This is a genomic window from Rhizobium brockwellii, assembly GCF_000769405.2.
In the GTDB taxonomy this organism is placed as follows: domain Bacteria; phylum Pseudomonadota; class Alphaproteobacteria; order Rhizobiales; family Rhizobiaceae; genus Rhizobium; species Rhizobium brockwellii.
Window position 1 is genome coordinate 606602 of the sequence record NZ_CP053439.1, and the last position, 12964, is coordinate 619565.

Here is a 12964-nt window from a genome sequence, read left to right on the forward strand (position 1 = left end):
AGATCGATCGACGTGAATTGAGATCAACAACGAAGGGGTCGCCAGTGCAGCGCGCCCCATCAGGAAACAGCAGAGGAGCATGACATGAAATTGGGAATCGACAGCATAAAGCTGCCCGAGGCAAAGAAGCGGGGGCCTCTGGCAAGCCTTGATCACGTCAAGGAACTTGGGCTCGCAGGCATTTTCTTCAGTACGGCGCTGGACATGAGCCCCGATCTCGACCGCGGCCTGCTGCGAGAGATCAGGGCGAAGGCCGACGACCTTGGCCTCTATCTCGAAAGCGGCATCGGCAAGATCAATCCCTATTGCAGCGCCGAGGAACCGGCGCTCAGGGCCGCCGGCGGCGGCGATATCATTGCCGGTTTCACGCACATGATCGAAGCAAGTGCCGCAATCGGCTGCCATGAGCTCTGGGTTGCTCCGGGCAATTTCAAGAGCGAATATCGCGGCCGGCTGGCCAATGACCGCTTCCGCACCGATGTGACCTGGGAAGAGCAGTTGCTCGGGATCGAAAAAGTCCTCCGCAAGCTCGCTCCCGTCGCCCGTGCCAATGGCGCGCACATGAACATCGAAACCCACGACGAAATCACCTCCTTCGAGATCCTGCGATTGATCGAGAAGGTTGGCGCCGATTGCGTCGGCGTCGTCTTCGACACGGCAAACGGACTGCAGCGGGGCGAGCACCCGGTCTTCGCCGCCAAGCGGCTGGCTCCCCATATCCGCCAAACCCATATCAAGGATGCCTATGTCGGGCGCGCCCCGGGTGGTCTCGATTTCCAGACCAGACCCGTTGGCGGCGGCATCGTCGATTTCGCCGCGATCCTTCCCATTCTTGCGGAGGCCAACCCCGCGCTGAACCTGTCGCTGGAGGTTGCCCAGTCTGTCGCCGACAAGCCGCGCAAGGCCAATCCGCGCCAGTGCATCGAGATCGACGATCCTATCTGGCGCGCCGGCCACCCCGACCTGACGGCGGATGAGCTTGCGGCCTATATGGCGATGGTGGATGCCTATGAGAAACGGGTCGCCTCCGGGGCTGTTCTCGACTGGGAGGCCTATGAGAGCAGCCGCTACGGCTATCCGACCTATGAGGTGCAATCCTACGGTTTCGACGAGGCAATCGCTTTCATCAAGCAGTCGGCGCGTCATGTCGAGACGGTTTGCGCCGAAAAAGGCGTTGCCCTGTCGGTGCCGGAAAAGAAGCAGAAAGCGGCTTGAGCAACGAGGCGGTGCCGGCGTTTTTCCATCGGCACCGCCTATCGAAATGTGGGTGCCGGAATTATTTCCGCAAAAATATTCTTATGGAAATAATTATCGCGCTTGGATATCTGGTGATCAATCGAATCCACGCCGGGCCGTCAGAGGCAATTTGGAGACTGCAATGAGGAAGATGCGCCGTCAGAGTGCGAAAGTGATGACAGCGGCCAATGGGCCGGTGGAAAGCACCGATACCAACGACGATGTTTCGGAACGCATCCGCTCCACGCTTGCCGCCGCCATCGGCGAAGGAGCGCTGAAGCCCGGCACCAAGATCCTGGAGGAAGCGATCGCCGAGCATTTCGGTGTCAGCCGAACGGTGGTGCGCGGCGCGCTCGGCGTGCTTGAGAGCGACCACCTGCTGGAGCGGAAGAGAAACCGCGGCACTTTCGTTGCCGAGCCGAGCGTCGAGCAGGCCAAGAGCCTTTTCGAGGCGCGCCGGAAGATCGAGGGCCTGCTGCTCGAACTGGTGATCGCCCGCGTCACGCCGGAGCAGCTGGATGCGCTGCAGAAGCTGACCGATGAAGAAGAGCACATCCACCACCACGGCGACGAAAAGTCGAAGACGGTTCTGTCCGGCAAGTTCCACATCGTGCTTGCCGAAATCGCCGGCAACCCGGTGCTGACGGAAGTGCTCGCCAAGATCGTCGCCCGGCTTTCCCTCGTCATGTCGCTCTACGAGGAAGACCGCAAGGATGACTGCGGCGCGGACCACCATCGGATGATCGTAGCCGCCTTGAAGGCGAAAGACCTCGCCAAGGCGCAACAACTGATGGACCACCACCTCGCCGACATCGAAGGCCGTGTGCGCCTGACCGAAGGGCAGGGCGACCGGCACACATTCCTGGCCGTGCTGGAGAATTTTTCCTGATAGAGGCCCGCGCGTATCGCTGATGCTTGGCCAGAGCTGAAGCACCATTTCTGATCACAGGAGCGCTTGTTCAAAACACTCCGCAATGCTAGGAAATTTGCATGGACAACACCGTGATCAGCACTTTCGTGATGATGATGCCGCGCTCATAGCGTGGCGGGTTTCGTGCGTCCAGAATGCACCAACGACCGCCCTCGAGGCGGTCTTTTCATGGGTCGATCCGTCTCGCGGGCAATAACAGCCTTCGAAAGGAAACGCCGATGAACAAGATCTACATCACCACCTCGATCCCCTATGTGAATGCCGCGCCGCATGTCGGCTTCGCCCTCGAGCTGGTCCAGGCCGATGCCTATGCCCGCCATTTCCGCCTTCTCGGCCATGACATCAGGTTCCAATGCGGAACCGACGACAACAGCCTGAAGAATGTCCGTTCGGCGGAAGCCGCGGGAGTGCCGGTGAAGGACTTCGTCAATGCCAACGCAGACAGGTTCGAGCGCCTCGGCCGCCTGCTCGACATCTCCAACGAGGAATTCGTCCGCACCTCCCTCGATCCAAGGCATATCGCCTGCGTCCACGCCTTGTGGAGGGCATGCGCCGGAAATGGCGACCTCTATCGCAAGGCATATGAGGGCCTCTATTGCGTCGGTTGTGAGCAATTCTACGAGCCGTCGGAACTCGATGACGGGTGCTGCCCGGAACATAGAATCGCCCTTGAGACCATCCGTGAGGAGAACTGGTTCTTCCGTCTCTCGCGATACGGCGACCGGCTCATCGAGCTGGTCGAGACCGGCGAACTTCGGATCGTCCCGGCTCATCGGCGCAACGAAATCCTCGCCCTGCTGCGGCGTGGCCTGACCGACATCAGCGTGTCGCGCAGTGCGGAGCGTGCGCGAGGCTGGGGCGTTCCCGTCCCCGATGGCGATGAGGTCGTCTACGTCTGGTTCGATGCCCTGGCAAACTATCTCACAGGTCTCAGCCACGGGTGCGATGAAACCCTGTTGCAGCGCTATTGGAACGGCGGCCAACGCGTCCATGTCGTCGGCAAGGGCATTTCCAAATTCCACGCCATATACTGGCCAGCCATCCTGCTATCCGCAGGCCTGCCGCCACCTTCGTCGATCCTGGTGCACGGCTACGTCACGGTCGACGGCAGGAAGATCGGCAAGTCGGCCGGCAACGGCATCGATCCGGAACGCATCATCCAATCCTACGAAACACCGGACGCACTGCGATACTACCTACTGCGGCACATACGCTCGGGTGACGATGGCGATTTCTCAGACGAGCGTCTGGAAGCCGCTTGGTCGGGAGAACTCGCAGGGCAGCTCGGAAATCTCGCCAACCGGGTGCTTGCCCTTCTCTCTACCTCGTTCAACGGGATCGTTCCGCCCGTGCCGGACAGCGCGTTCGTCGAGGCCGCCGCCCGCCTTCCGGCGAAGGTAGCCCAGGCCTTCGATGCCTACGAACTTCATGTCGGGCTGGCTAATATTTTCGAGTTTGTCGGCGAGGCGAACAGGCGGTTTACAAAAGGCGCGCCGTGGGCGGATGCGAAAGCCCTGCTTGCCGATCTCACACCGGAAGATCGGTGGGTGACCGCCGCTCGTCTCGGCGATTGCCTGGCCGAGCAGGTCTATGGCCTTGCGATCATTGCCCGCTGCCTCCTCCCGTTCCTGCCAAGCTCGGCCGCAACGCTGCATTCCAGGCTGGGAATACCGGCTCCTCGCCTCTATCAGGACCCCTTGATCTTGGCTGGAGTCAAGGCCGCTCCGCACGCCGTCCTCTTTCCGCAAAGAGCGGCGGCTTGAAGGGGAACCAGCCCAATATCCTCTGCGCTGCACCTTGGGCAGCGCAGAGTTTTGACGTGCCCCAGTATGTCATGAAAGTTTCATATTCAGGCTATTTTCGAGAGCGGGGAAATACTCTACTATTTTAATCAGGAAACAAGATTTCCTGAAACAAACGAAGGAGACTGATTGAGTATATTTCTTATGACTACCATGCTTATCGCAGGCTTTGTCCTGTATGCCCTGATCACCGGGGCGGCACGAGGGCGCACTGCCCAGTCCGCTGCAAACACCAAGCGCAGGTCGGGCAGTTCAGGAAGCTCCGGCGATGCAGGGGGAGGCTGGTTCGATGCCTCAGGCGACGGCGGTTGTGATGGCGGTGGCGGAGATGGTGGAGGAGGAGACTAGATCAAACTGAAATCGATAGAATGCCCGACCGCCTCAAGGCGGTTTTTTGTTGCCCGGATTTTGGACCGGGCCGAGACGCCATACCGCGGGAACATCCGACGGAGCTGTCGAAGGCTATTTGACGGGCAAGTGAACGAACTGACCCACAATCATAATTCCTACGCCAACTGCGAGTATCTTGCGCCAATATCCAAGTCCAGGTAGTAGTTGACTAGGTTTTGGGGGAAATCGCTATGGTAAAATCTGAAGCCGGCAGCCCGTATATTTACGGTATCGACGCGCTACGATTTGTGTGTGCGTTGATGGTAACGATGTTTCATCTCGGATTTGCTTCCTGGGCTTCGCCCTTATATCTAAGACCCTACAAAATGCCCCTGATTGAGAATATCGCCCAACCTGGATGGGTTGGCGTCGAATTGTTCTTCGTCATATCAGGGCTCGTCATCGTCAACTCTGCCGCTGCAGCCACCGCCATGTCATTTCTTAAAGGTCGAATTCTACGGCTCTATCCAGCGGTATGGATATGCGCGTCACTAACGCTGATCGTCATTGCAACTCAAGATGTTAACCGCCGCATCATCAAGAATTATCTGCGGTCGATCACTCTCTACCCCGGCGGGCCATGGATCGATGGCCAATATTGGACGCTGGCGTGTGAGATCTGTTTCTACGCCCTTGTCTTCATCATGTGCGCGACCGGTCAGAAGGCGAGGATGCCTGCGCTGGCGCTCGGTCTGTCGCTGGCCAGCACGGCCTTTATCGCTCTGTTAAACGCCTTTCCCGATTCAGCCATCCTGGCCATATTCACCGAGACCGCCTGGCGGGCCATCCCGTTTTATTATGGCTGCCAATTTGCCATTGGCATCTACATCTGGCTTTTGTCTCAAGGCCGGATGAACCGAATTTCCTCGATGGGTCTCATCTGCGCCTTGGTGGCGGGGGCTGCCCAGATATATATGGCAGGCGACAATACCAGCGACCGCACTCTCGCCGCAGCCGGTCATGCCTTTTCGCCGCTTCCCGCAGTCGCAATCTGGGTGGCGGGGCTAATCTTCATCGTTGCCAGCGTGACCTATAGCAAGCAGATCAGTCGTCTGCCGACCGCCTTCCTTCAATCGGTCAAAACCCTCGGCTCGATGACCTACCCGCTCTATCTCTTGCATTTCGCGATCGGCGTTCAACTTCTCGACTGGCTGACCGATCTGGGGATGACACCGCTGTTGGCGCTAGGTTTGGCCGTTGCGATCGTCTGTGCACTGTCGCTGGCTGTGTGCAAATGGGGAGAGCCTCCCATCCGCAGCGTTTTACGATTGGTCTTCGACAGGCTCGGGCAACGCGTTGCTGGTTTTCAGACGAAAGAGTCTCGGATTTAGGTGCCCGAACCCTTCATAGCGCCTGCGCTGTGAATGTGTCTTTCCGCCCCTGCTGGCGCGGCTGCCCCCCGGATCAATCCAACGGCATCACAAAGGTGAAGCACGTCTCCTGGTCATCGGAACTGACCATGATCGTCCCGCCATGGGCGCGGGCGATTTCCGAAGCGATGTACAGACCCAGCCCCAACCCTCGTTGACTTGTGCCGGCTTCGCCTTTGAAGAAAGGCTGAAAAAGCCGTGTCATCGCATCGCTGGAAATCGGAGCGCCGCCGTTGGCGATCCAAAGCTCCAGTCTTCCGTCGACGGTTGCCGCCGATAGCCGCACCGGTTCGTCCGGCGTCCCATGGGTCAGGGCATTTCCCAAGAGATTGGACACCAGCTGGCCAATCCGGCTGCTGTCGCAATTTATAGGGCCGTCTAATTCGATGCTCACCTCTATTGCGCGGTCGAGGTGACTATAGCGGAGTTCTTCGATGACCTGCCGCAGGATCGGCTCAAGCACCTCCGCTCGCCTGTCGAGCACGATGCCGCCACCCAATCGTGCACGCGCGAAGTCGAGGACGTTGTCGATCAGGCCAGACATGCGAACGACGCTGCCTTGCATCAAATCGAGAACTTTAGTCGAGCGATCGGTCTGCTCTTCCTTTCGCAACATACGCCCCGCAGCGGCAATCGAGGCAAGTGGATTGCGCAGGTCATGACCAAGGATGGCGATGAACTGCTCCCGCAACTCGGCGGTTTGCTGTTCGAAGTCGAGCTGGGATTTGATGGTGGCGCCGGCAGCGTCGGCGGCTGCGCGCGCTTCGACCAGCTCCCGTTCATAACGGCGACGCTCGGCAGCCTGGAACATCGTCACACGGGTGAAAAGCAAGGCACCGTCTTCTGAGCGTCTTTCCATGGCATTGGCGAGCACAGGCAGCTTTCTGCCGTCCGCCGTGACAAGATCGAGGGCAACCTCGTTGAAAAACCCCTGCATGCGCAGCAGAGGCGCAAAATGGGTCTCGTAGAATATACGGCCCGAGGTGTTGAGCAGGTCGTGAAGTCGTTTGCCGAGGAGTTGCTCGGCAGGGATGCCGATCCAGGTCTGCAGCGTTCTGTTGACCTTGACGATGCGCCCGTCTGGCTGCAACGAAAGATAGCCGCATGGCGCGTTTTCGTACAGGTCCTCAAGGTCCTCGGCCGGCATGGAGCCCTGCGTGTCGGGACCGCTCATCAGACGAACCGCCGGATTGCAGATATGACCTCGTCGGGAGCGCTGAGGTTAGGGCAGTGGCCACTCGCATTCAGCACGACCAATTGACTGTTTGGGACCTGCCGATGAACGAATTCGCCGACCTCTTCGGAGGCAATGATATCATCGCGGCATTGAAGGATCAGCGTTCTCGCGGTGACTTCAGGAAGGTCGCCGCGATTGTCCGACGTGAATGTCACCCGTGCGAACGCCTTGGCGATCTCCGGATCGGTGCGGCAGAAACTGTTTGTCAGCTCTTCGCTGAGTTCCGGTCGATCCGGATTGCCCATGATGGCGGGCGCCATGGCGGCAGACCACCCCAAGTGATTGTCATCCAACGACGTCAGCAGTTCGTCTATCTCAGCCGCGCTGAAGCCGCCGATATAATCGCCGTCGTTGATATAGCGCGGCGACGGCCCGACAAGGATCAGGCTTTCAAACAGTTCCGGTGCCTTCAGCGAGGCGATGACGCCAATCATCGCGCTGACGGAGTGGCCGACGAAGACCGCTTGCGTCAAGCCAAGTTCGCGGCAAATTTCCACCAAGTCATCCGCATAACCTGACAAGGAAGAATATTTTTCGGCATCATAAGCCGTAAGATCGGATCGTCCCGCGCCAACGTGATCGAACAGCACGGTCTTGAAGTCGCCTTCAAAAGCCGGCGCCACGAAACGCCACATATTCTGGTCGCACCCGAATCCATGCGAAAAGATCATCGCACGCTGGCCATCGCCCCGGACTTGAACATGATTTCGATCGATGACGGTCATCTCGTCCTCTTCCCTGCTTTCATAGCATGTTCAGCCTGTTTTGGATTGAGGAAAGATCAGCCAGCCGCCAGCACTTTCCGGAGTTCGAAGAAGAATCGCCGAGGATCGGCGCGCACGCACATCATCCCGGCAATCCCGTCATCGTCAATCCTCCGGAAGTAGTCCACGATCGGCTGTTTGTCGTAGATCATCGCAGCCGTTTCGATGCCGTCGAGCGCCTGAAGCCGCAACGAAGCGGTCGTGCCTCTCGCCCGAAGCAGCTTCTGCAGGTACGAGAAGCAGTGGCGGGCGACGAACGTCCGGCCAAGGGGCGCCATCTTGATCGCCAGCCCAACAGGGAAGAAATTGGGCTCGATCGCCACGAGCCGGCCCGGTCTCCAGTTGAAGAGCAGGGCGTCCGCCCTCATGTCGGAATGGAAGCGCTTGCCAAACCAGTTGAGATTCTCGAGCACGCCGTCCAGTGGATGGCCCGACGGAATACCGACGCCGCTCCAAAGGCCGACCATGTCCTTCGGCTGGACGGGCTCCAGCGAGCGGAACCAGGCAACCATCTCCTCCTGCTGGTCGCCTCGCATGGTTTCTCCTTCAAGGCCGTTCATTGCGGGAAAATGAAAAGAAGGTTTGGAAGTTCCCGTTCATGCGGACCGGGCGGAAGCGCAACGGCCCCCGAAGGGGCCGTTGCGTATTCACCAGACGAGATCGACCTATGCGTCAGGCGCGCGAGGGCAGCAGGGGATAGCCGACCATGACGGCGCGGCCAAGCAGCGCTGCGACGAAAGCCTTGATCACATCGCCGGGAATGAAGGCCATCGAGCCGACGAAGGCTTTCGTGAAGCCGAGGCCGGCGACGGTGGCGAGATAGGTGATGCCGAAGGCGTAGAGCACGACGATGCCGCCGGCCATGGCGGTGAGGAAGAAGCTCACCGTCTGCACCAGGCCGGATTGCTGATGGTTGACCAGCCGTTCGCTAAGATAGCCGGTGACGAAGGCGGCAAAGATCCAGCCGATCAGGAAGCCTGCCGTTGGCGACGCGAAGATGGCAAGCCCGCCGCGGCCGCCGGAAAGCACCGGCAGACCGATCGCCACCAGCACCAGGACGATCAGCACGGCAATCGCGCCGCGCCGCGCGCCGAGCACGACGCCGGCCATCATGACGCCGAGCGATTGGGCGGTGATCGGCACCGGAATGAAGCCGAGCGAGATCGGCGGCAGCAGGCCGAGCGCCACGATGATCGCGGCAAAGAGGGCGGTAAGAACGAGGTCGCGGGTGCTCATCATCATGAATTCCGTATTTATCAATCGTTAACTCACATGCCGTCGAATGCCGCGCGCGTCAATCGCCGCGGCGATATTATCCGCATCCTTGAGCGTCAGGATGATCAGCGGCGCAAGCAGCGTCGTCGGCCGGACCTTCAGGCCGCGTGCCTTATGCGCCTCGCGGATCGCCTGATAACGGCCGACGATCTCCGGCACAAAACGCAGCACCAGCCCCAGCGCCAGGCCGATATCGTCGGCCTGCACCCAGCCGGTGCGTTCGAGCGGGCGGGCAAGCGCCGTCACCTCGTCGATGAACTCGGTGATCGACGTCGTCGCCGTCACGGTCGCGGCAAGCAGCATCAATGCCGACAGCCGCAGCAGGGGCACGAGCGCCTCCTGCCAGGGATTGAAGATGAGGTTGAAGAGTGCCACGACCGCGATCGTCAGGAAGACCGGCCGCAGCCGCCTGAGTCCATCGGCAAAGGGCAGGCCGACCATCCGGTAGAGAACCGCCGTCAGCAACACGGTGATCGACAGCAGGATCAGGTTCCCGCTGACGAACAGCACCACGCCGAAGATCGTCAGCGACAACAGTTTTAGCCGCGGCGAAAGCCGGTGCATCACGCTGTTGCCTTCGACATAGAGCGACTGCATCAGGCGGCGATCTCCTTGTAGCGGGCGATCGCTTCGGCAGCCGGCGCATCGGCGGCAAGCCGCCCTTCATGAAACAGCAGCACCCGCTCGAAACCGGCGATCAGCTCCAGATCATGCGTGATGATGATGGCGCTTTCCGGCAGCCCGGCGATAATCCGTTCGACCAGCGCCCGGTTCTTGAGGTCGAGCTGGTTGGTCGGCTCGTCGAGGATGAGAATGCCGGGCCCCGTCGCCAGCACGGAGCAGAGGGCCGCCACCTGCAACTCGCCGCCGGAAAGCTCATGTGCGCGCCGATCGGCCAGCGCCTCAGCGCCGAAGCGGGCCAGCACACCCTCGACCTTCGCCTCGATCTCCGCCTTGGTGAAGCCGCGCCGCTTGAGCCCGAAAGCGATGTCGTCTTTGACGATCGGCAGGATGATCTGGTTCTGCGGCGACTGGAAGATGAAACCGACATCGGCCACAGCGGTTTTCTCGTCGCTGGTGTCGCGGCCGTTGACGGTGACGCGGCCGACCGATGGCTTGGTCAATCCGTTGATCAGCCGCGCGAACGTGGTCTTGCCCGAACCGTTCAGCCCGATGACGCCGATGCGTTTTCCACTGATGCCAAGCGTCAGCGGCTGCAGCGCCACCCGCGCCCCGAAACTGACCCCGGCGCCTTCGAAACGAATATCCAAACCAATCCCTCGCATCCATGCGATCCCGCTTCTATACGGGTAATCGAGGGTGATGAAAGAGCAAATTGCGCTGTCGATATCGGGTGGCTAGGAAGATTTTCCGGATTATGATGGGGCCATGACGAATCTGCTTTCCAATTCCGACGCCCGCCGTGTCTTTCTTGCCAAGCAGGGCCTCAGCGCTCCGCCGAACCGCGCCCTGACCAAGGCCGGCCTGCTGCAGCTCATCCATGAACTGGGTTTCGTCCAGGTGGACAGCATCCAGACGGTGGAGCGGGCCCATCATCAGATCCTGTTTTCCCGCAACCAGACCTACAGGCGCGAACACCTGACGGCGCTGCTCGAAAAGGACGGCGCGCTGTTCGAGCACTGGACGCATGATGCCTCGATCCTGCCGAGCGCCTTTTTCGTCTATTGGAAGCACAAGTTCCGCCATCAGGAGCAGGTGATCGTCGAACGTTGGCGCAAATGGCGCGGCGAGGGCTTCGAGGCGGCGTTCGCGGAGACCTATGAGCGCGTTGAGCGCGACGGCGCGATCCTGGCGCGCGACATCAAGGCCGATGGCCACGTTTCCGGCGGCTGGTGGAACTGGCATCCGAACAAGACGGCGCTCGAATATTTCTGGCACACCGGCAAGTTCGCCATCGCCGGCCGCTCGAATTTCCAGAAGATCTATGATCTGGCGGAGCGCGTCATCCCGGCCGAATTCCGCGAGCCGGAGGTGAGCCGCGAGGAATTCGTCGACTGGGCATGCCGCAGCGCGCTTACCCGGCTCGGCTTCGCCACCCATGGCGAGATATCAGCCTTCTGGAACCTGGTCTCGCCCGATGAGGCCAAAGCCTGGGTATCAGCCCATCGCGACGAACTGATCGAAGTGCTGATCGAATCGGCGCTCGGCGGCAAGGCGCGCCCATCCTGGGCTTTTGCCGATTTCCTGTCGACACTCGACACTTACCCCGGCGCGCCGCCGCGCATCCGCGTGCTCAGCCCCTTCGATCCGATGATCCGCGACCGCAACCGCACCGAACGCCTGTTCGGCTTCTTCTACCGCATCGAGATTTTCGTGCCCGAGCCGAAGCGCGAATATGGCTATTACGTCTTCCCGCTGCTCGAAGGCGACAGGCTGATCGGCCGCATCGACATGAAGGCGGATCGGAAGAAATCGACGCTCGACGTCAAGCGGCTCTGGCTGGAACCGGGCGTAAAACCGTCGGCCGGCCGGCTGGAGCGGCTGGAGGCGGAGCTTGACAGGGTTGCGCGGTTTGCGGGTGTGGAGAAGGTCGTGTTTTTGGACGGGTGGAGGGGGTAGTCGAACTTCGTCCGATATATCGTGCTCCTACCGAGAAGAAAGGGACCGAGACGTTGCCACGACTCCGCTTCTCCCCAGCGGGGAGAAGATGCCGGCAGGCAGATGAGGGGTAAGCGGCAAAGCCGCGAATGCACTGAGCGTAAGCGAAGGGAAACATATAGGGTGTGGCGTGCCGCCCCCTCATCCGACCCTTCGGGCCACTGACCGGGGTTGAGCCACGGGTCTCAACCCGTCCTTCGGACCCCCGCTGGGGAGAAGGGAAAAGTCCTCAGCAGATCTCCGTCGTGCTGATCTTGATGCCGAAACCTTCGAGGCCGACATAGTGGCGCTCGCGGCTGGTGAGCAGCTTGATCGAGCTGACGCCGAGATCTCTGAGGATTTGCGCGCCGAGGCCGATTTCCAGCCATTCGCTGTCGCGCGTCTGGGCTTCGGCATGGGCTTCGCGACCCTGGTTGCGGGCCTTGCGGCCGTTATCGTGGTGGCCTACGCCGACGGAGCCTTCGCGCAGATAGACGATGACGCCGCGGCCTTGTTCGGCAATCTTCTGCATGTAGAAATCGACTGGGCTGTTCTTGCCGAAGAGATCCTCGGCGACATTCTCCGGATGCAAACGCACCGGGATGTCGACGCCGTCGCGGATGTCGCCGAAAACGACGGCGAGATGCTGCATCGGGTCCCAGGGCAGGGAATAGGTATGAGCCTTGGCCTTGCCGAACGGCGTCTCGATGTCGAAGCTGGTGCCGAGTTCGATCAGCGTTTCCTTGCGCTGGCGATAGGCGATGAGATCGGCGACCGAGACGAGCTTCAGCCCGTGCTGTTCGGCAAAATCGACCACCTGCGGGCCGCGTGTGACGGTGCCGTCATCGTTGACCAGCTCGGAGATGACACCGATCAGCGGCAGGCCGGCGAGCTTGCAGAGGTCGACGGCGGCTTCCGTATGGCCGGAGCGCATCAGCACGCCGCCCTCGCGGGAGACCAGCGGGAAAATGTGGCCGGGACGGACGAAATCGGAAGCGCCGACATTTGGATTGGCGAGGTTGCGCACCGTCAGCGTCCGGTCGTCTGCCGAGATGCCGGTCGACGTGCCGTGCTTGAAATCGACCGAGACGGTGAAGGCCGTCGTATGGGCCGAATCGTTTTCCGCCACCATGGCGTTGAGGTTGAGGCGCTTGGCCTCTTCCTTCGGCATCGGCGCGCAGACGATGCCGGAGGTGTGGCGCACGATGAACGCCATCTTCTCAGGAGTGCAATGCACGGCGGCGACGATCAGGTCGCCTTCGTTCTCGCGGTCATTGTCATCCATGACGACGACGATCTCGCCGGCCTCGAAGGCCCGGATGGCGTCGACGACGCGCTTCTGGTCATAAGACATGGGACGA

General features: G+C 60.6%; 12 protein-coding genes. 5 read left to right on the plus strand and 7 right to left on the minus strand.

The genetic code is table 11. The features are described 5' to 3' along the window. The first annotated feature begins 84 nt into the window (after positions 1 to 84). The 4 genes from RLCC275e_RS02975 (at position 85) to RLCC275e_RS02990 (ending at position 5690) form a co-directional block, all read left to right on the plus strand. Positions 85 to 1215 carry a sugar phosphate isomerase/epimerase family protein gene (locus RLCC275e_RS02975; protein WP_033181426.1) on the plus strand — a complete coding sequence of 377 codons (1131 nt, stop codon included), beginning with the start codon at positions 85 to 87 and terminating at the stop codon, positions 1213 to 1215. 163 nt (positions 1216 to 1378) lie between these two features. Beyond that, the gene (locus tag RLCC275e_RS02980) at positions 1379 to 2125 is read left to right on the plus strand and encodes a GntR family transcriptional regulator (protein ID WP_033181425.1); all 747 of its coding nucleotides are present in this window, start codon (positions 1379 to 1381) and stop codon (positions 2123 to 2125) included. A gap of 260 nt (positions 2126 to 2385) precedes the next feature. Next, positions 2386 to 3930 carry a methionine--tRNA ligase gene (locus RLCC275e_RS02985; protein WP_033181424.1) on the plus strand — a complete coding sequence of 515 codons (1545 nt, stop codon included), beginning with the start codon at positions 2386 to 2388 and terminating at the stop codon, positions 3928 to 3930. A 620-nt stretch (positions 3931 to 4550) separates the two neighbouring features. Next, entirely contained in the window at positions 4551 to 5690 is a 1140-nt protein-coding gene (locus tag RLCC275e_RS02990; RefSeq protein WP_033181423.1) for an acyltransferase family protein, read from the plus strand. A gap of 73 nt (positions 5691 to 5763) precedes the next feature. On the opposite strand, the gene RLCC275e_RS02995 is transcribed toward RLCC275e_RS02990, so the two are convergent. The 6 genes from RLCC275e_RS02995 to RLCC275e_RS03020 form a co-directional block, all read right to left on the minus strand. Then, positions 5764 to 6903 (minus strand): PAS domain-containing sensor histidine kinase, encoded by a 1140-nt coding sequence (locus RLCC275e_RS02995; protein ID WP_033181422.1) that lies wholly within the window; start codon positions 6901 to 6903, stop codon positions 5764 to 5766. Next, positions 6903 to 7691: an alpha/beta fold hydrolase gene (locus RLCC275e_RS03000; RefSeq protein WP_033181421.1), complete on the minus strand. Its 789-nt coding sequence runs from the start codon at positions 7689 to 7691 to the stop codon at positions 6903 to 6905. Before RLCC275e_RS03000 ends, RLCC275e_RS02995 begins: the two co-directional genes overlap by 1 nt. Before the next feature lie 56 nt (positions 7692 to 7747). Beyond that, positions 7748 to 8290: a GXWXG domain-containing protein gene (locus tag RLCC275e_RS03005; RefSeq protein WP_033181420.1), complete on the minus strand. Its 543-nt coding sequence runs from the start codon at positions 8288 to 8290 to the stop codon at positions 7748 to 7750. A gap of 112 nt (positions 8291 to 8402) precedes the next feature. Further along, positions 8403 to 8966: a biotin transporter BioY gene (locus RLCC275e_RS03010; RefSeq protein WP_012756299.1), complete on the minus strand. Its 564-nt coding sequence runs from the start codon at positions 8964 to 8966 to the stop codon at positions 8403 to 8405. Between the two features lie 27 nt (positions 8967 to 8993). After that, a complete protein-coding gene (locus RLCC275e_RS03015) occupies positions 8994 to 9602 on the minus strand; it encodes an energy-coupling factor transporter transmembrane component T family protein (protein WP_033181419.1) in 609 nt (202 codons plus the stop codon). Next, on the minus strand, positions 9602 to 10276 hold the full coding sequence (locus tag RLCC275e_RS03020; RefSeq protein WP_033181418.1) for an energy-coupling factor ABC transporter ATP-binding protein: 675 nt from the start codon (positions 10274 to 10276) through the stop codon (positions 9602 to 9604). The genes RLCC275e_RS03015 and RLCC275e_RS03020 overlap by 1 nt, the downstream gene beginning before the upstream one ends. A 118-nt stretch (positions 10277 to 10394) precedes the next feature. Between RLCC275e_RS03020 and RLCC275e_RS03025 the strand changes: the two genes are divergently transcribed. After that, a complete protein-coding gene (locus RLCC275e_RS03025) occupies positions 10395 to 11585 on the plus strand; it encodes a winged helix-turn-helix domain-containing protein (protein ID WP_033181417.1) in 1191 nt (396 codons plus the stop codon). A gap of 268 nt (positions 11586 to 11853) precedes the next feature. Here RLCC275e_RS03025 and ribB read toward each other — a convergent pair whose 3' ends face one another. Then, positions 11854 to 12957, minus strand: coding sequence for a 3,4-dihydroxy-2-butanone-4-phosphate synthase (gene ribB, locus RLCC275e_RS03030; protein ID WP_033181416.1), 1104 nt, complete (start codon positions 12955 to 12957; stop codon positions 11854 to 11856). Positions 12958 to 12964: the final 7 nt, after the last annotated feature.